This is a genomic window from Kocuria rosea, from assembly GCF_023715525.1.
In the GTDB taxonomy this organism is placed as follows: Bacteria; Actinomycetota; Actinomycetes; order Actinomycetales; family Micrococcaceae; genus Kocuria; species Kocuria rosea_A.
This window is the reverse complement of sequence record NZ_JAMBOG010000025.1, coordinates 24,779-42,928: the sequence shown is the minus strand read 5'-3', so window position 1 is coordinate 42,928 and position 18,150 is coordinate 24,779. Positions and strand designations below refer to the sequence as shown.

Genomic DNA, 18,150 nt, shown 5'->3' with positions numbered 1-18,150 from the left:
CATGGGGCACAGCGTCGCGGCGGCACCCCCCTGGGTGCCGCCGCTGAGGGGCGGGGCGCGGGAACTTCCGCGCTCAGTCCGAGGTCGGGGGCTGGTAGGCGCCCGCGGCCGGGTCCTGGTCGTCGCCCGTGACCTCGTGGGCGGGCTCCCCGGCGTCGCTCACGCCGGGGATGCGCTGGCCGGCGTTGGTCAGGCCGCTGGGCTCCGGGGCGGTCTCGAGATCCCGCGCGGGGGTGTCGGGCACGCCGACGTCGTCGGCCAGGTGGGGGTCGTCGGGGATCCGGTCGCCGGAGGCGGGTGTCGTGTTCATGGGTCCAGACAACCAGCGCTCCGAGGTGGTGACAAGGCCTTCGATATCGCGGACAGCGAATGACAGGGTGCTGACAGTCCGGGGGCGGCGTGCCATAGTGGGGGGCGGACGGCTCGCTGTCGCGAGCAACTCACAGGTGTCGATCGAGGCCTGCCGGACGCCGGCGGGCCGGAAGAAGGAGACGAACCCATGGCCGCCCAGAACCCGCGCTCTGCCCCCTACACCGTGCCCGGCCTCTCCACCGAGGACGGCCACGAGGTCGCGCAGACCCTCCAGCAGCGCCTGCACGCCCTCAACGACCTGCAGCTGACCCTCAAGCACGCCCACTGGAACGTGGTGGGCCCCAACTTCATCTCCGTCCACGAGATGCTGGACCCGCAGATCGAGCTCGTCCGCGGCTTCGTCGACGAGCTCGCCGAGCGCATGGCGACCATGGGCGTGGGCCCCAGCGGCCTGCCCGGGGACCTCGTGCAGGCCCGCACCTGGGACGACTACTCCGTCAACCGGGCCACCGGCGTGGAGCACTTCGCCGCCCTGGACGTCGTGTACAACGGCGTGATCGAGGACCACCGCGGGGCCATCGAGAAGGTCGGCGAGCTCGACCCGATCACCGAGGACATCCTCATCGGCCAGGTCAAGGAGCTCGAGCTGTTCCAGTGGTTCATGCGCGCCCACCTCGAGAACAGCGGCGGCGTCCTCCAGCACGGCGGGGAGAGCACCGAGCGGGGCGCCGCGGAGTCCGCGGCCCAGTAGTGCACCGCCCCCGACCGTGAGCGCCACCGCCCGCCCCGGCCCCGCCGACCGACCCGGTCCGCGGGGCCGCGGCGCGTTCACGGCCATGACCTTCAACGTCCGTCGCCCGCTGCCCCGGTACCGCCGGGGCGCCCCCGACGCCTGGTTCACCCGCCTGCCCGCCGTCCAGGCGGTGCTCCGCGCGCACCGTCCCGGTCTCGCCGCCCTGCAGGAGGTCGTCCCCGAGCAGCTGCACCCGCTGCGGGAGGCCTTCGGCCCGGGCCACGCGTTGCTGGGCCGCGGCCGCGACGCGGCCCAGCGGGGCGAGCGGTGCCTGCTGGCCGTGGACACCGGCCGCTTCGAGATCCTCGACTGGCACCAGCAGTGGCTCTCGCCCACCCCCGACGTGCCCGGCTCCAAGTGGCCCGGCCAGCCGTGTCCCCGCACCGCCGTCAGGGCGGACCTCCTGGACCGGCGGACCCGGGTGCGGTGGCGGGTCCTGGCGACCCACCTGGACCCCTGGTCGGAGCGCTCGCGGCTGCGGGCGCTGGCCGCCCTCCAGCCGGCCCAGCTCGGGTGGGACGGGCCGCTGCTGCTGCTGGGGGACATGAACGCCCCCGCCGGCCGCTCCCGCACCTGGGACGCGGCGCTGGCCGGGGGCCTGCGCGACGTCCTGCCCGCGGACGCCCCCGGGACCTTCCACCGCTACCGCGAGCCGGGGCCCCGCACCCCGCGCCTGGACTGGATCCTGCACCGGGGCCCGGTGCAGGTGCTCGGCGCCCGCGTGGTGGCCGAGCGTCCCCGCGGCACCTGGGCCTCCGACCACTTCCCCGTCGTGGCCGAGCTCGAGGCCGGGCCGGAGGCCGAGCCCGGCAGCCCGGCCTGGTAGCGGTCCCGGTCGTCCGGGCGCAGCCCCGGGCTCCGCGTGCCATCCGCCGCCTCCCGGTGATAGGAAGGAGCCGTTCGGCCCGGACCCGGCGCGGCGCTGCCCGGCGGGCGGCGTGGCCGACCGGGCCCAGCGAGAAGAGCGAAGCAGGGTTCCCGCCGGCCCGCCGAGAACCCGCCCAGGACGAGCCGACGCCGCAGCCGTGGCCCAGGAGGTACCCGTTGACCTACACCGTGATCGCCCGCACCGCCGACTCCCGGCTGCTGGGAGCCGCCACGGCGAGCTACTCCCTGGCGGTGGGCAACGCCGTGCCGGCGCTCGTGCCCACCGCCGGGGTCGTGGCCTCGCAGGCGTGGACGAACCGGCGGCTGCGCTACGAGATGCTCCGCTCCCTGCACCACGGGCGCACCGCCGAGGAGGCCGTGCGGGCGCTGCCCGCCGTGGACCCGGACCTGCCCATGCGGCAGGTCGCGGCCCTGCCCGTGCACGGCCCCGGGGCGCAGTACACCGGTGACCGGTGCGAGTCCTGGGCCGGCGGGGCGGTGGGCCAGGACTTCGTGGTCGTCGGCAACCTCCTGGCCGGGCCCGAGGTGATCGACGACATGCGCGACGCCGCCGAACAGGGCCTGGCCGTTCCCGGGCTGACCAGCCTGGAGATGGCCGACGTGCTGATCCAGGTCCTGCAGGCCGGCCTCGACGCGGGCGGGGACCGGCGCGGCCAGCAGAGCGCCGCCGTCCTCGTGGCCGACACCCTCGCGGGCTTCCAGTACCCCGTGCTGCTCGACGTCGACCTGCGCGCCGACAACTCGCCCACGCCCCTGGACGACGTGCAGCGGATGCTCGAGCTCAAGGCCCGCGCCCACCCGGCGCCCGCGGAGGTCATCCCCAGCGACTACGTCCCGCCCCGCCCGGAGGACCGCGAGGCCTGGACCACCGTCCTCTCCTGATCCCCGCGGGTGCCGTGGCCTACCCTCGTCCCATGACCTCGCGCCCGCCCCGTTCCCGCCGCGCCCTCGTGGCGGTCCCGCTGCTCGGCGTGCTCCCCGTGCTCGGCGGCTGCGGCACGGCCGGGCCCGCCCCGGGTGGCGGGAGCACGGCGCCGCCGTCAGCTGCGAGCGCTCCGGCGGGTCCGGACGAGGTGGAGGTCGTGGTCACCGGGGACGTCCTGCTGCACCCGGGCCTGTGGGCGCAGGCCGAGGCCGACGGCGCCGGGCGCCTGGACTTCGGCCCCCTCGTGGCCGGACTGCGCCCGTTCACGCAGGACGCCGACCTCGCGATCTGCGACATGGAGACGCCGCTGGCCGGGCCCGGCGGCCCGTTCACCGGCTACCCCGCGTTCAGCGTGCCGCCGCAGATCGTGCCCGCGCTCGCGGGGATCGGCTACGACGCCTGCACGACCGCCACGAACCACTCCCTCGACGCCGGCGCCGCGGGGCTGGAGCGCACCCTGGAGACCCTCGACGACGGCGGGATCGCGCACACCGGCTCCTACCGCACGGCCGCCGACGCCGCCCGCCCCCTGGTCCTCGACGCGAACGGGGTGGGGGTCGGGGTGGTCACCGGCACGTACGGGCTCAACGGCAACGTCCCGGACGCCGCCTGGCGGGTGGACCTGCTGGACGTGCCGGCGATGGTGCGCCGGGCGCGCGCGGCCCGGGAACAGGGGGCGGAGATCGTGCTGGCCGCGGTGCACGCTGGGGACGAGTACGCCTCCGTGCCCAGCGCCCGGCAGCTCGAGGTCGGCCACGCGCTGGCCGACAGCGGGCAGTTCGACCTCGTCTACGGCCACCACACGCACTCGGTGCTGCCGATCGAGAAGCACGGGGACACCTGGATCGTGCACGGCCTGGGCAACAGCCTCTCCGAGCACGCCACCCGGGTGCCGGTCAACAACGAGGGCCTGACCGTCAGCGCCACCTTCACCCGCGAGGGCGGCCGCTGGACGGCGGAGGCCCCCGTGTGGATCCCGCACGTCCTCACCGTCGACCCGGTCCGGTGGTGCGCCCTGCCCGCGGACGCCGGATGCCGGTCGCCGGAGGAGGACGCGGCGTCCCTGGCCCGCACGGCGGCGACCGTCGACGCGATGGGGGCCGCCGCCGCCGGGGCCCGTCCGTGGCGGCCCCTCCCGGCGGGCCCGTCCGGGGGCTAGGTGTCCTGACTCGCAGCGTTGGTGATGCGCTGGATCGGGTACAGGCCGCCGATGCCGGTGTGGGGTCTGTCCAGGTTGTAGTACTTCAGCCATTGCGGCAAGGCCCGGGAGCGTTCGTCGTTGCTGGTGTAGGGGCGGGCGTAGGCCCATTCGGTAGTCAAGGTGCGGTTGAGGCGTTCGGCCTTGCCGTTGGTCCACGGGCAGTGCGGTTTGATGAACTTTTGTCGCGCGCCCAAGGCCGCCACCGCGGTGCGGAATGCCGTGGACTTGCGGTAACCGAACGCGTTGTCGGTGAGCACCCGCTCGATTCTGGGAATGCCGTGGTCGGCGAAGTAAGCCGCGGCCCGGGTGAGGAATCCCGCGCAGGTCGCGCCCTTCTCGTCGGCATGGATCTCGGCGTAGGCCAGGCGGGAGTGGTCGTCGATGGCGGTGTGCACGAAGTCGTAGCCGAGCCTGTCGTGGCTGGTGCGGTGCAGGGGGCGGCTCTGGGCCGGATCGGATCGCCAGCCACCGCCGTCGGGGATCCGGCCGAGCTTCTTCACATCCAGATGCACCAATGACCCCGGGTGAGGGTGCTCATAACGCCGGGACGTGGCCCGGCTGGTGCGGATCACCGTGCCGGTGAGCGGATCCACCGCCGACAGCGGCGCGGTGGCGTAGCGGGCCAGGACCCGGCCCACCGTGGCCGCCGGCACCCCGGTGGCCCGGGCGATGACCAGCGGGCCACGGTGGGTGAGGAAGCGGGTGATGCGGATCCTCGTCTCGACACACGGGTGGGTGCGGTGTGGGCACGTGCGCGGGCGGGAGGACCGGTCGAGCAGCCCGGCCGGGCCCTCCTGCTGCCATCGGCGCCACCACCGCCAGGCCGTGGTGGCCGAGATCCCCATCTCGGCGGCTACGTGCGCCACCGGGCGCCCGGTCGTGATGCGATCGATCAGGATGCGCCGTCCCGCCGGGGTGAGTCGGGCGTTAGCGTGGGACATGGGAGACCTCCGTGGTCGGGCCGGAATCTAGACAACTCCACACTCGACCCGGAGGTCTCTCCTGTCATCAACAACCTGGTGGGTCAGTACAGCTAGGCCTCAGCCGAGGGCGACCAGGGCCTGCACGGGGGCGTGGTCGCTGGGCCAGCGCCCGTCGAAGCACGCCGGGTTGATCCCGGCCCGGAGCACCCGGACCCCCGGGCCGGCCAGCACCCAGTCGATGCGCCTCCCGTCCAGGACGGGGGGCGCATAGTCCGGGAACGTGCCCCACGGCGGGGTGAGCCGGCGCTCGGTCGTCTCCCAGGTGTCCGCCAGGACCCCGGAGCCCACGAGCGTCGCGTAGGCCCCGGAGCCCCCGGCGTCGGCGTTGAAGTCCCCCGTGACCACGGTGGGGGTGCGCGGGCGGAAGCTGCGCACCAGCTCGACGACGGCGGTGGCGCTGCGGTCCCGGGCGAGCTGGGAGTCGTGGTCGAAGTGGGTGTTGACGAGCACCAGCTCGGCCCCGGCGGAGCGGTCGCGGAACCGGCCCCACGTGACGATCCGGGGCACGTCGTTGCCCCACGTGACCGAGCCGATGAGCTCGGGGGTGCCGGAGAGCCAGAACTGGTTCCACTCCAGCAGCTCCAGGCGCCGGGCGTCGTAGACGATCGGGGAGTGCTCGCCCGTGCTGCCGCCGGTGCGGCCGTAGCCCACCATGGCGTACCCGGCCGGCAGCGCCCGCAGCAGGACCGGCAGCTGGTGGTGCAGGGCCTCCTGGACGCCGAGCAGGGTGGGCTGCTCGAGACGCAGCAGCCGGCCCAGGAGGGGCGCGCGGGCCGGCCAGTGGTCGGGGTGCCCGGGCCCGGCGGTGCCGTGGTCGAAGCGGATGTTGTAGCTCATCACGTGCAGGGCCGCACCGGCCGCGGGCCCGATGAGGGGCGTCGTGGGCTCAGGCATCCGCGTCCTCCAGGGGGAAGACGCGCAGCTGGCCGGCGGCGAGCTCGTGGACCTCGCCGTTGACCCACACCCGCAGGGGCCGGGCGGGGCCGGGACCGAGGTACAGGCGCAGCGCGGCCGGGGTGAGCTCGATCTGGACGGGCTGGTCCCGGTAGTGGATCGAGAAGGTCACCTCGGGCACCTCCGGGGGGATGGCCGGGTGGAACCAGAGCATGTCCTCGCGGATTTCCAGGCCCGTGTAGCAGCGGGTCAGGATGTCCACGGACCCGGCCATCGCCGCGAGGTGGATCCCCTCGCGGGTGGTGTCCCCCTGGGCGTCGACGAGGTCGCTGCTGAGGGCGCGGGTGAGGAACGACCAGGAGCCGCGGCGGTCGAGGCGGGCCTCGACCCAGGAGTGCACCACGTTCGACAGCGTGGAGCCGTGGGCCGACCGGGTGCGGTAGAAGGCCACGGTGCTGCGCACGGCGTCGTCGGGGAACACGTAGCCCAGCTGCCCGAGCAGCTCGCGCAGCTCCCCGTCGGAGAACAGGTACAGGAGCATCAGGACGTCGGCCTGCTTGGAGAGCCGGTAGTCGTTGGTGGAGTGCCCCTCGGCGTTGAGGATCAGGTCCAGCCGGCCGATGTTGCCGTACCGGGCGCGGTAGTCCTCCCAGGAGAACTCCGGAAGCTGGTCGTAGCCCTCGAACTGTGCGATGACGCCGTCGGCGAGGAAGGGCACGCGCAGCCGGGTGCGGATCCGCTTCCAGGCCAGCAGCTCGTCCTCGCGCAGGTCCAGGCGCTGCCAGAGGGGCCCGCCGTAGTCCTTCCCGAGGCGGTCGACCGTCTCCAGGGCGCGGGTGAGCAGCCACGCGGTCATGATGTTGGTGTAGGCGTTGTTGCGCAGCCCGCTGCCGGGCGCGCCGGGGTAGCCGTCGTGGAACTCGTCCGGGCCCATGACCCCGACGATGTCGTAGCGGTCGTCCTCGGGGTCGTGGACGGCGAGGTCGGCGAAGAAGCGGGCGATCTCCACCATGAGCTCCGCCCCCTGCTCCACGAGGAAGCGGGTGTCCTCCGTGGCCTGGTAGTACTGCCACACGGCGTGCGCGACCGCCAGGCCCACGTGGTGCTGCAGCCGGGAGTTGTCCGGCATCCACCGCCCCGTGCGGGGATTGAACAGGACCGAGGGCGTCTCCTCGCGGCCGTCGCTGCCGCTCTGCCACGGGAACATGGCACCCGGCCGGCCCACTGCCCGCGCGGCGGCCCGGGCCTGCCCGAGGCGCCGGTACCGGTAGGCGAGCAGGGACCGCGTCCACTCCGGCCGGCGCAGGGTGAGCATGGGGTAGACGAACATCTCGTCCCAGAAGATGTGCCCGCGGTAGCCCTCGCCGTGCAGTCCCCGGGCGGGCACGCCCGCGTCCAGGTCCGGTCCCGCGGCGGCCACCGACTGCAGGACGTGGAAGGTGTTGAGGTTCACGGCGAGGCCCTCGGGTCCCCCCGTGCTCGTCGCGACGGTGAACGCGGCCCACAGCGCCTGCCACGCCGCCACGTGCTCGGCGAGCAGCTCCTCGAAGGTCCCGGCGCGGGCGAGGACGCCGGCCGCGGCGAGCCCGGGGGTGGAGATCGCCCGGTCCCGGGAGGTGGCGAGGGCGACAACCTTCTCTACCCGCACGGGCGCGCCCGCCTCCATGCTGATGCGCAGCTCGTGGCCGGTCACGCCGGGGGCCGGCACGACCGGGGTCATCGTGCCGGACCGGTGGGTGAGGTCGTCGTCCAGCACCCGGGTGCGCATCGCCACCGCGACGTGGACCTGCGACTGGCTCGTGACGGTGTCCACCAGCACCGTCCCGGGGCCGAGCTCCTCCACGGTGGGGGCGCCCAGGTGCCGGTCGGCGAGCGCCGCGTACTCCCGGACGTTGCGGTTGGCGACGTCCGTGTCGACCAGGCTGCGGACGGTGAGCGTCCCGGACCAGTCCTCGGCCACGAAGACCGTCTCCTGGCCCGCCAGGTGGCGCTGCTCCTGCGAGACGAACCGGCGGGTGCTCACCCGGGTGGTGCGCCCGGTGTCGTCCCGGAAGCGGAAGGTGCGGGTCAGCACGCCGGTGCGCACGTCGAGGTCCTGGCGGTAGTCCAGGGTGTTCTCGCGGGTGGGCCGGAACCAGTAGCCGTCGCCCACGCGGTACTGCAGCAGCGTCCAGTTCGGGGCGTTGACCATGTGCTCGTCCTCGACGGTGAACCCGTCGACGTCGGTGCGCAGCCGGTTGTAGACCCCCGCCAGGTAGGTCCCGGGGTAGTGCGTCTGATCGGCCCGGGACTCGCACGCCGCGCCCCGGGTCGCCATGTACCCGTTGCCGAGGGTGCACAGGGACTCGCGCAGGCCCTCGTGCCGCGGCTCGAACGACGTGTGCACGAGGTTCCACGGGCTGTCCCCGCCCGACCCGCCGGCCCACGCCGCGGTGCCGGAGACGGAGGCGAGGGGCAGGTCGAGGGCCGTGAGGTCGTCGACGACGAAGTGGGCGCCCGCGGCGAGCAGCGGCCCGCGGCGGTCGGCGTCGCCGAGACCGACGACCAGCCCGAAGCCGTCGTCCACCGCGGTGCGCACCAGGCGGTGGCTGTCGCTCACGACCACGGCGTGCTCGGGCTCCACGTCCAGCTCCCGGGCCGCGAGCACCAGGGACGCCGAGGGTGGGTGCCGGTGGGGGCGGCCGGTGGAGGCCTCGTCCGGCCCGTCCTCGGGCGGGTCGGCGGCGACGACGACGTCGGCGACGAACTCGGCGGGCAGGTCCGTGCGCGAGGTGACGACGGCCGTGAGGATGCCGTCGGCGCGCAGCCGCTCGAAGAGGGCCGTGACGTCGGCGCGGGGGCGGCGCCGGCCGTCCGCGTCCGCAAGGAGGGAGTGCTTGTCCTCGACCGTGGGATCGAGCGCCAGGACGACCGCCCCGTAGGTGCTCTCCCCGTGGGCCACCGGCTGCTCCAGGACGCCGCTCATGCGCTCATTGTGCCACCAGCCCCCGCCGGCAGGCCGACGGGGGGCTGGTGGCGACGGGCGCGCCGGTCAGTTGATGGTGCTGAGCCGGATCGTCTCGGGCAGCTCCAGGATCTCCCGGATGACCTCCTGGATGATGTCCGGGCTGCCGCTGTTGGCGGCGTCGGTGACGAGGTAGCCGGTGTCCCCACGGGTGGACAGCTGTTGGCGGTCGATGTTGATGCCGTGGTCGCCGAGGACGCTGTTGACGGTGGCGAGCACGCCGGGCACGTTGCGGTGCAGGTGCAGCAGGCGGGTGCCGTTGACGGCGCTGTCGAGCTGGACCTGCGGCATGTTCACCGACAGGGTCGTGGAGCCGGAGGACACGAAGGAGGCGAGCTTGCCGGCCACGAACCGGCCGATGTCCACCTGGGCCTCCTCGGTGGAGCCGCCGATGTGCGGGGTGAGGATGACGTTGGGCAGCCCCTGCAGCACCGAGCTGAACGGGTCCCCGGTGGACTTCGGCTCGTTGGGGAACACGTCCACGGACGCCCCCGCGATGTGCCCGCTGACGAGGGCGTCGCGCAGGGCGTTGTAGTCCACGACCATGCCGCGGCACAGGTTGAGGAACAGGGACCGGGGGCGCATCCGCTCGAACTGCTCCCGGCCGAACATGTTGTCGTTGCCGGTGCGGCCGTCCACGTGCAGGGAGACGGTCTCGACCTTCTCCAGCAGCTCGTCGAGGGTCTCGCAGCGCTGGGCGTTGCCGAGCGGCAGGCGGTCCACGATGTCGTAGTAGTAGACGCGCATGCCCAGCGTCTCGGCGAGCACCGACAGCTGCGAGCCGATGTTGCCGTAGCCCACGATGCCGAGGGTGCGGCCGCGGACCTCGTGGGCGCCCTTGGCGGACTTGTCCCACACGCCCTCGTGCATGGCCTTGTTCTTGTCCGTCAGGTGCCGGGCCATGGAGATGATCTCGGCGACCGCGAGCTCGACCACGCTGCGGGTGTTGGAGTAGGGGGCGTTGAAGCACGTGACGGCGTGCTCGGTGGCGGCCGCCAGGTCGATCTGGTTCGTGCCGATGCAGAAGGCGCCCACGGACAGCAGGTTCGGGTGGGCCTCGAAGACCTCACGCGTCACCTGCGTCTTGGACCGGATGCCCAGCAGTTCGACCCCGTCGAGGGCCTCGACGAGCTCCCCGGTGTCCAGGGCCCCCTTGCGCGTCTCGACCTCGATCCCCTTCTCGGTCAGGATGCGTTCGGCCTCGGGATGGATGTTCTCCAGCAGCAGTGCTTTCACAGTCCCCCAGTCTATGGCTCCGACGCGCCGGACGACGAAGCCGCCCGCCGCTTCCCTGCCCGGGCGGGTCACCTCACGACGTGCCGTGGCGGCGGGAGCGCTCACGCCCCGGCGGGGTGCCGCCGGACAGGACTTCCGGGACGTGCCCCCGGGAGCGTGACGCGCATGTGCGTCTGTGACCAGCATCACGAGCACCCCCGCTCCGGCGCCGGGCCCGCACCGGCGGGCCCCGCGCCGCAGCCCCGTTCCTCCCCCCGAAGGACCAGTCCGTGACCCCTCAGCACCTCGCACCCGCTCCGTCCCGCTCCTCACGCCTGCTTGCGGCGGAAGCGGCGCTCGCCGTCGCCCTTCCCCTCGGCGCCGCGGCTCCCGCCGCCGACGCCAACTTCCCCTCCGCCGAGGGAAGGACCAGCATCTCCAGCATCCTCACCTACGACGACGTGGTGCAGGAGCTGCAGCAGCTCGAACGGACCGGCCGCTACGGCGTGGACGCCTTCACCCTGGCCGAGGCCGGCATGACGGTGAGCACGTCCGAGCAGGGCCGTGACCTGTGGGTCGCGACGGTCGGCAGCGGCGAGGAGCACGTGTGGCTCCAGGGCCGGATCCACGGCAACGAGCCCTACGGCACCGACGCGCTGCTGGCCCTGCTCAGGGACCTGGGTACCAACGGGTCCCCCGAGTACGAGCTGCTGCGCGAGAAGTTCACCTTCCACGTCATCCCGATGTACAACCCGGACGGCGCCGAGGCGAACATCCGTCACACCGTGCTGTGGGACCAGGTGGCGGATGCCCCGCAGGACGGGACGCCGCAGCGCGTCGACCTCAACCGTGACTGGACGCCCACCGGCTTCGCAGCCGACGAGTCGCTGGCCTTCTACGAGTACTGGACGACGGTGGACCCGGCCTGGGGCATCGACATCCACCACCAGGGCCTGAAGCAGCAGGCGGGCACGGGCGACGACGTCACCCTGTCCCTCGGCATCTCGCTCGCCCCCGGGGGACCCACGCTGCCGGGGATCCGGGGCGGCGCCTACGATGTGCTCACCCGGCAGATGCACGTGCACGTGTACGACGAGCTCGCGAAGTACGGATCCATCACCATGGACCGGTACCAGGTGGGCGGCAGCTACGAGATCGACATCAAGGGCGGCGTGGTCTCGGCCATGATGACGGGCCTGGACCACGGCGGGATGAACCCCGAGGGCCACTCGAACCCCGTGGTCTTCTTCGAGACCTCCGGCAACACCTCGGACGGCAGCCTGGGCCAGAGGGCCCGCGGCAAGAGCATCCGGCAGAACGTGCTGGCCGTGAAGGAGCTGCTGCTCGGCGTGGCCACCGGTGAGGTCCAGGAGGAGGACCCGGAGCGCTGGGAGGAGATCCCGCACCAGCCGGTCACCGGCTACAGCACGGACTACGCCGGCACGATCCCGGTGGGCTGAGCCCCGCGCGGCGCCGGCGGCGTCCACGGTGGCCGGTTCCATGGCTCCCGCTGCGCTGGGCCGCTCCGTCCGCCGGTCCTCGGATTCAGGACGGGAGCTGCCGGCGCCGGGGGAGCGGGATCCGGTCGAGGTCCTGGGCCGCCACGACGGTGGCCCCGCCGGCGCGGGCCCGGGCCTGCCCGGCGAGCGGGGCGACGTCGGCGTAGCGCGACGAGAAGTGGGTGAGGACCAGCGTGCCGACGCCCCCGGCGGCCAGCGCGCCGGCCTGCCCGGCGGTGAGATGGCGGTACTGCGCCGCGAGCCCGGCCTCGTCGTCGGCGAAGGTGCACTCGGCCACCAGCAGGTCGGCGCCCTCGGCCAGCTCCTCGGCGCCCGGGCACGGCGCCGTGTCCATGACGAAGGCGAAGCGCCGGCCGCGCCGCGGCACGCTCACGTCCGCCAGGCGCACCCCGCGCAGGCTTCCCTCGCGCTGCAGGCGGCCGACGTCCGGGCCCGCGATCCCGGCCGCCGCGAGCTTCTCCGGCAGCAGCGTGCGGCCGTCGGGCTCGACGAGACGGTAGCCGTAGGTCTCGACGCGGTGGTGCAGGGCCCGGACCTCCAGGCCCGGTGCGACCGGCCCGGGACCGGCGTGCGGGTGCAGCCGCAGGTCCAGGCCCGGGGTGGCCACGGACACCAGCGCCCGGACCACGTCCTCGCCGGAGGCGGGGTAGTGCAGGTGCACGGGGTGGGCCACGCCGTCCAGGACCATGCGCGAGAGCACGCCGGGCAGTCCGAAGCAGTGGTCGCCGTGGACGTGGGTGAGGCAGATGCGCGTGATCCGCCCGGCCGGGACGCCCGCGTGGATCATCTGCCGCTGCGTGCCCTCGCCGGGGTCGAAGAGCAGGCCCTCGCCGTCCCAGCGCAGCAGGTATCCGTTGTGGTTGCGGGTCCGGGTCGGGACCTGGGAGGCGGTGCCGAGGACGACGAGCTCACGCATGGCACCGAGTGTGTCACCCGGGCCCGGCCCGCGGCGATCGAGCCGGGAGCTCCGCCGCCCCCGGGAAACCCGTCAGCAACCTTGCTGTCGGGTCGGCCACTGCCTACGGTGGAGGAAGACCTCCTCCCCGGGCCGCCCCTGGGGCGCCCCCGGGGGAGGGCTGACCGCCACGGACAGGAGCGCAGACCATGAAGCAGGCCATGAAGCAGACCATGCAGCTGAGGCCCATCTCGGAGCAGGTCGTCGTCGTGCTGGGCGCCTCCAGCGGCATCGGGCGGGAGAGCACGCTGCGGCTGGCCGGGCGGGGCGCGAAGCTGGTCGTCGCCGCCCGCAGCGAGCCGGCGCTGCAGTCACTGGTGGCCGAGATCACCGCCCTCGGGGCAGAGGGCGCCTACGTCGTGTGCGACGTCGTCGACCACGCGCAGGTCGAGGCGGTGGCCGAGACCGCCGTGCGCACGTTCGGGCGCATCGACACCTGGGTCAACGTCGCAGCCGTGCTCGTCCACGCGTCCTTCGAGGAGACCCTGCCCGAGGAGTTCCGGCGGCTGATGGAGATCAACTACCTCGGCCAGGTCCACGGGGCGCTCGCCGCCCTGCCGCGCCTGCGCGAGGCCGGGGGCGGGGCGCTGATCGCCGTCTCCTCCGTGGAGAGCATGGTCTCCCTGCCCCGGCACAGCGCCTACAGCGCCTCCAAGCACGCGGTGGAGGGCGTCATCGACGGGTTGCGGCGGGACCTCCTGGCCGACGGGGTCCCGATCTCGGTCACCAGCATCAAGCCGGGCACCATCAACACGCCGTTCTTCACCAACGCGGCCCACACGATGGACGTCGAGCCCACCGGGGCCCCGCCGATCTACCAGCCGGCCGTGGTGGCCGACTGCGTCCTCCACGCCGCCGAGCACCCGGTGCGCGACCTCTACGCTGGCGGGGCCGCCCGGCTGATGACGGCCGGCCAGATGCTGGCCCCCCGGCTGATGGACGCCCTCCTGGCCCGGATCGTCCCCCTGGAGCGCAGCACCGAGCCGGCGCCGGGCGGGGCGCCGGGAACCCTGTACTCCCCCCGGGAGCAGGAGGACCGCGCCGAGGGGGACTTCGGCTCCCGCGCCCGGCGGTTCAGCGCCTACACGTGGGTGCAGACCCATCCGCGGGTCAAGCCCCTGCTGGCCGGGGGCGCGCTGGCCGCCGTGGCGGCCGCGCTCGGGCGCCGGGACGGCAGCTGACGACCTGCAGACCCGCCGGGCGACGGGGCCCGGCGGCTCCGCAGGTCCATGGACGCGGCGACGAGGCGCGGAGGGGACCTAGTGGCGCAGCGTGCGTCCCGGGTTCTCCCCGTAGGCCTGACGGTGGCGGCGGGCGAAGTCGCCGGGGTGGGCGAACCCCCAGCGCGCGGCGATCTCGGCCACGGTGTGTCCCTCGGCGGGATCCCCGTGCACCAGGTCCTCGTGCGCGGCTGCCAGTCGCAGCCCACGCAGGTGCGCGGCCGGGGTCGTGCCGGCGTGGGAGCGGAACGCCCGGGTGAGCTCGAGGGTGCTCAGGCCCACGTGGCGGGCGATGTCCTCGACCGTGATCGGCAGCGACACGGCGGCGTCCACGAACTCCACGGCGCGCCGGTAGGCGGCCTGGCGGGCGGCCGTCGAGGCCCGCCGCGCCTGCACGTCGCCGCAGAGGGCGAAGGTCTCCAGGGTGGCCACCGAGATCTGGCGCAGCAGATCGGCCCGCAGCAGCGGCACGTCGGCGACGGCGGGATCGGCCAGGGCCTGCTGGACGAAGTCGTAGGTGGTCCGCCAGTACTTCTCCCGCGCCGGGGAGACCGGGCGGGGGTGCTCGAAGGCGACCTCGAGCCGCTCGTCACCGAAGACGGTCCGGGCGGTGTCCTGCAGCGCGGGGCGGCTGAGATTGACCGAGTCCACGGCGAGCCGGTCCACCGCACCGAAGTAGTCCTGGGCGGGCTGGACCATGAACAGGCTCAGGCCGCTGCCCTTCCGGCCCGCGATCTCCCAGTCGAGCGACCCGCTGCGGGGAAGGACGACCGAGAAATTCTCCTCCAGCACCATGTGCCCGGCGATGCTCCCGCGGAAGGTCAGCCGGCCCAGGGTGAGCTCGGAGTCCCCGTGCACCTCCTGGCGGTAGAGGAACGAGGACGGGTCGTCGATCGTCCCCATGCGCGCCCGGGAGTAGACCTGCCGCAGGGCCTCGTTGGCGGCCTCGGGGTCGGTGGTCGACACGTGCAGGTGGAGCCGGGTCGAGGGCACTGGCACTCCCTGGGATCTTTGGAGGTCGGGGCGGGGCCGGCGCATCGGGTCAGCCGCGCAGGGTGGTGGTGGGGGCCTGCCCGTAGCGCTGCCGGTAGGCCGCGGCGAACCGTCCCTGGTGGGTGAAGCCCCACCGGGCGGCGATGGCCGCCACCGTCACCCCCGTGGTGGGGTCGGCGGCGACCAGGTCCCGGTGGGCGGACTCCAGGCGCGCCGTGCGCAGATGGGCCATCGGGGTGGTGCCCAGTTCGCGGCGGAAGGCCGCCTGCAGGCCGCGCGGACTCATCCTCGCGGCCTCGGCGATCTCGGCCACCCCGATGGGCTCGCTCAGGTGGGCGTCGATGAACGACACGGCCCGCCGGATCGCGGTCGGGGCGGGGCCGCGGCCCTCGACGGCCGGCGGCTGGGTCAGGAACGTGCTGGGGAAGGTGTGCAGCAGCGCGGTGGTCAGGGAGTGGACCATCTCGGCCCGGAGCAGCGGGCTGCTCATCACCTGCTCGTTGGGCAGCAGATTGCGGTGCAGGTGGGCCACTGCCCCCAGCCAGTACCGGGCCATGGGCGCGGACACCGGGCGGGTGCCGGTGAACTGCAGGCGGAACGAGTCGGCCCCCAGCAGTCCCCGGGCATGGTCCTCGACCGCCGCGGCGTCCAGGGAGACGGTGAGCAGGTCCAAGTCCTCCCCGCGGCTGGTGTGCGCGTGCTGGGGGAACAGGAACGGGCCCCGGTGCGGGAAGCGGTCCCGGCCGCCGGTGGCGTTGAGCACGCCCTCGAGCACCTGCCCGACCCGCACCACCCCGGCGTCCTCCCACGACCCGACGACCGAGGAGCCGCCCAGGCGCAGTCGTCCGTACGTCACCGGTCCCGTGCCGGCCCAGGACAGGGCCAGGTAGAACGCCCCGTCCGCGTCCGCGGGCACTGCCCGCAGCGCGAGGGTCTTCTCCAGCACGGCGAGGCCCTCGGTCGAGTCGCGGGTGGTGAACACGGACCGCCGGACCTGATCCCCCATATTGAGCAGGGTACGGCCCCGCCGTGGCCCCGTCGATACCGTCCCCGGCGCGACCGGCCCCGCGCCGGGGTCGGCCCTGCGGATCAGCCCGTGCGCGCCCACGGTGCGGCCCACGACCTGGAGGAGCTCGGAGTGCGCCGCGGCCCAGGGGCAGGCGTGGGTGTTGACCGCGGCCCGGCCAGTCGTTAAATGCGAAGGCCGGCCGTCCGGATCTCTCCGGACGGCCGGCCTTCGACGACACCTCGTGGGTTGCGTGGAACCCCGTGGTGCGCGAGGGGGGAGTTGAACCCCCACGCCCTTTCGGGCACACGGACCTGAACCGTGCGCGTCTGCCTATTCCGCCACTCGCGCTCATCGACTCCCAGCAGTGACCCGCTGTGAGCAACGACGACTATCCTACCCGGAGTTCTCCCCGTTGGCCAATCGCCGCCGGCACCGACCATCAGTAAGCTTGCCGCATCCCCGGCCCGGGGATGCGGCGTCGAGCAGGGGAGCGGACATGGAACCCGACCAGCAGGATCTCGAGGACAAGCGCCGGGAGCTCGGTGAGACCGAGGACCCGGTGGAGGACGAGCTCGCCGAGGCGTTCCACAGCACCGTCACCGAGGGGGCGGAACGTCTCAGCCGGACGTGGCGGGCCCTGGTGATCACGGGCTTGTTCGGCGGCGTCGACGTGGGTCTGGGGATCATGGCCATGCTCGCGGTCAAGGAGGCCACGGGATCCCCCCTGCTGGCCGGGGCGGCCTTCGGGATCGGGCTGTTCGCCCTGCGCCTGGCACACTCGGAGCTGTTCACCGAGGACTTCCTCGTGCCCATCCAGGCGGTCGTCGCCCGGCACGGCACCTGGCTGCAGCTCCTGCGGCTGTGGGCGGTCACCCTCGTGACCAACCTCGTGGGCGGGTGGCTGTTCACCTGGCTGATCGCCCTGGCGTTCCCGGACCTCGCGGCCACCCTGCTGGAGACGGCCCATGGCTACCTCGAGGGCGGGCTGACCCTCGAGACCGCCGCCCTGGCGGTGCTGGCGGGCAGCACCATCACCCTGACCACCCGGATGGCCCAGGGCACCCAGAACGACGTGGTGACCGGGTTCATCGCCGTGATGAGCGGCTTCCTGGTGGTGGGCACCGGGATGCTGCACGGCGCGCTCAACTCCATCGTCCTCTTCGCGGCCATGCACACGGGCGCGCCGATCTCCTACGGGGAGTGGGCCCTCTGGGCGCTGTGGGTCATCCCGCTGAACATGGTCGGCGGGCTCGTGGTCATCACCCTGCCCCGCCTGCTCCGCACGCTCGAGCTGGTTCAGGAGGAGCGCGCCGAGCAGGACCGCAAGCGCGCCGAGCAGGGCCGGCCGATCTGAGGTCTCAGGTGACCGTCAGCCCCGTCGACAGCGTGAACGCGGTCCACAGCCCGCACAGGACGAAGAGGGTGACGGGCGCGAGCAGCGCGAGCTCCATGGCCGACCCGGCGTTGCCCAGCACCGGCACCGCCAGGAACGACCGGTTCCTGTAGAGCGCCCGGGGCAGGGGCAGCGGCATCCGCAGGGGGTAGAACAGGTGGATGCCGCGCGTCGTCAGCAGATCCCCGACCAGGTGGGCCACCACGCCGGTGCCCACCGCCAGCGGGAACCACCACTCGTGCGCCGGCGGGTACACGCCCACGGCGACGCCCAGCCCGATGCCCACCGCCCAGTTGAGCTTCGCGACCCGGTCCGGCACGAACGCGAGCACCTTCACGGCGAAGGCGATGAGCAGCACGGACATGATCGCCGCGAGCGGCCACACCTCCCCGAAGCCCTGGACCGGCACCCCGGCCCTCTGTGCGAGCGCCGCGAGGCCGGTGAAGGCGGCCACGCCGAGCAGGGAGTGGGTGCCGCGCCGGTGACCGCCGGAGATCCGGCAGACCAGCCGGGCCAGGCCCGTGGACAGCGGCGGCAGGGACCGGGCCACGGTCCCGCCCGGGTGGTCGAGGTCGGGCAGCAGCGCCGCGCCGGCGGTCACGAGCGCACCGGTGAGGACCCCGGCGTCGCCGACGTCGACGAGCCCCCACCCGATCGGCAGCACCACGTCCTGCAGGTGCAACTGGTAGTCGGCCGTCAGCGCCACCCACGCGGCCGCCCCGCAGGCCGCGTGGCTCGGTCCCATCATGGAAGTGATGTCCTCCTCGGATCTCCGGATGCGGTGGGGTCCGGGCGGTCCTCACCAGCGGAAACACTAGGGGGCGGCCGGGACGGCACCAAAACGG

The 18,150-nt window shown here is 73.7% G+C and carries 16 protein-coding genes and 1 tRNA gene; 7 read left to right on the top strand and 10 right to left on the bottom strand.

Features of this window, described 5'->3' with window-relative positions; genetic code table 11:
* Nucleotides 1-73 precede the first annotated feature (73 nt).
* Nucleotides 74-310 (bottom strand): hypothetical protein, encoded by a 237-nt coding sequence (locus M3185_RS14720; protein WP_251334433.1) that lies wholly within the window; start codon nt 308-310, stop codon nt 74-76.
* Nucleotides 311-499: 189 nt separating this feature from the next.
* Here M3185_RS14720 and M3185_RS14715 point away from each other — a divergent pair, with 189 nt between their 5' ends.
* The 4 genes from M3185_RS14715 (at nt 500) to M3185_RS14700 (ending at nt 4,077) form a co-directional block, all read left to right on the top strand.
* Complete coding sequence (locus M3185_RS14715; protein WP_251334432.1) at nt 500-1,063, top strand: Dps family protein; 564 nt, start codon at nt 500-502, stop codon at nt 1,061-1,063.
* Nucleotides 1,064-1,079: 16 nt separating this feature from the next.
* On the top strand, nt 1,080-1,931 hold the full coding sequence (locus tag M3185_RS14710) for an endonuclease/exonuclease/phosphatase family protein (RefSeq protein ID WP_251334431.1): 852 nt from the start codon (nt 1,080-1,082) through the stop codon (nt 1,929-1,931).
* 218 nt (nt 1,932-2,149) lie between these two features.
* Nucleotides 2,150-2,875 carry a DUF1028 domain-containing protein gene (locus tag M3185_RS14705; protein WP_251334430.1) on the top strand — a complete coding sequence of 242 codons (726 nt, stop codon included), beginning with the start codon at nt 2,150-2,152 and terminating at the stop codon, nt 2,873-2,875.
* A gap of 32 nt (nt 2,876-2,907) precedes the next feature.
* Nucleotides 2,908-4,077 (top strand): CapA family protein, encoded by a 1,170-nt coding sequence (locus tag M3185_RS14700; protein WP_251334429.1) that lies wholly within the window; start codon nt 2,908-2,910, stop codon nt 4,075-4,077.
* Here M3185_RS14700 and M3185_RS14695 read toward each other — a convergent pair.
* From M3185_RS14695 to serA, 4 genes are all read right to left on the bottom strand, one after another.
* Nucleotides 4,074-5,060 (bottom strand): IS481 family transposase, encoded by a 987-nt coding sequence (locus tag M3185_RS14695; RefSeq protein WP_251334428.1) that lies wholly within the window; start codon nt 5,058-5,060, stop codon nt 4,074-4,076. The genes M3185_RS14700 and M3185_RS14695 overlap by 4 nt on opposite strands.
* 99 nt (nt 5,061-5,159) lie before the next feature.
* Nucleotides 5,160-5,996 carry an endonuclease/exonuclease/phosphatase family protein gene (locus tag M3185_RS14690; protein WP_251334427.1) on the bottom strand — a complete coding sequence of 279 codons (837 nt, stop codon included), beginning with the start codon at nt 5,994-5,996 and terminating at the stop codon, nt 5,160-5,162.
* Nucleotides 5,989-8,961 carry a glycosyl hydrolase family 65 protein gene (locus M3185_RS14685; RefSeq protein ID WP_251334426.1) on the bottom strand — a complete coding sequence of 991 codons (2,973 nt, stop codon included), beginning with the start codon at nt 8,959-8,961 and terminating at the stop codon, nt 5,989-5,991. The genes M3185_RS14690 and M3185_RS14685 overlap by 8 nt, the downstream gene beginning before the upstream one ends.
* Nucleotides 8,962-9,027: 66 nt before the next feature.
* Nucleotides 9,028-10,236, bottom strand: coding sequence for a phosphoglycerate dehydrogenase (gene serA / locus M3185_RS14680; RefSeq protein WP_251334425.1), 1,209 nt, complete (start codon nt 10,234-10,236; stop codon nt 9,028-9,030).
* A 269-nt stretch (nt 10,237-10,505) separates the two neighbouring features.
* Here serA and M3185_RS14675 point away from each other — a divergent pair, with 269 nt between their 5' ends.
* Nucleotides 10,506-11,675 (top strand): M14 family zinc carboxypeptidase, encoded by a 1,170-nt coding sequence (locus M3185_RS14675; RefSeq protein ID WP_251334424.1) that lies wholly within the window; start codon nt 10,506-10,508, stop codon nt 11,673-11,675.
* Nucleotides 11,676-11,760: 85 nt separating this feature from the next.
* Here the strand turns inward: M3185_RS14675 and M3185_RS14670 are convergent, their stop codons facing one another.
* Nucleotides 11,761-12,651, bottom strand: a complete 891-nt coding sequence (locus tag M3185_RS14670) for a ribonuclease Z (RefSeq protein WP_251334423.1) — start codon at nt 12,649-12,651, stop codon at nt 11,761-11,763.
* A 188-nt stretch (nt 12,652-12,839) separates the two neighbouring features.
* Here M3185_RS14670 and M3185_RS14665 point away from each other — a divergent pair, with 188 nt between their 5' ends.
* Nucleotides 12,840-13,871, top strand: a complete 1,032-nt coding sequence (locus M3185_RS14665; RefSeq protein ID WP_251334422.1) for an SDR family oxidoreductase — start codon at nt 12,840-12,842, stop codon at nt 13,869-13,871.
* Between the two features lie 78 nt (nt 13,872-13,949).
* Here M3185_RS14665 and M3185_RS14660 read toward each other — a convergent pair whose 3' ends face one another.
* From M3185_RS14660 to M3185_RS14650, 3 genes are all read right to left on the bottom strand, one after another.
* Nucleotides 13,950-14,903 carry a helix-turn-helix transcriptional regulator gene (locus M3185_RS14660; protein ID WP_251334421.1) on the bottom strand — a complete coding sequence of 318 codons (954 nt, stop codon included), beginning with the start codon at nt 14,901-14,903 and terminating at the stop codon, nt 13,950-13,952.
* Between the two features lie 49 nt (nt 14,904-14,952).
* Entirely contained in the window at nt 14,953-15,909 is a 957-nt protein-coding gene (locus M3185_RS14655; protein ID WP_251334420.1) for a helix-turn-helix transcriptional regulator, read from the bottom strand.
* A gap of 264 nt (nt 15,910-16,173) precedes the next feature.
* Nucleotides 16,174-16,260 (bottom strand) — tRNA-Leu (locus M3185_RS14650).
* A gap of 148 nt (nt 16,261-16,408) precedes the next feature.
* On the opposite strand from M3185_RS14650, the gene M3185_RS14645 reads away from it, so the two are divergent.
* Nucleotides 16,409-17,266, top strand: a complete 858-nt coding sequence (locus M3185_RS14645) for a formate/nitrite transporter family protein (RefSeq protein WP_251334419.1) — start codon at nt 16,409-16,411, stop codon at nt 17,264-17,266.
* 4 nt (nt 17,267-17,270) lie between these two features.
* Here the strand turns inward: M3185_RS14645 and M3185_RS14640 are convergent, their stop codons facing one another.
* Entirely contained in the window at nt 17,271-18,053 is a 783-nt protein-coding gene (locus tag M3185_RS14640) for a metal-dependent hydrolase (protein ID WP_251334418.1), read from the bottom strand.
* Between the last annotated feature and the right edge of the window lie 97 nt (nt 18,054-18,150).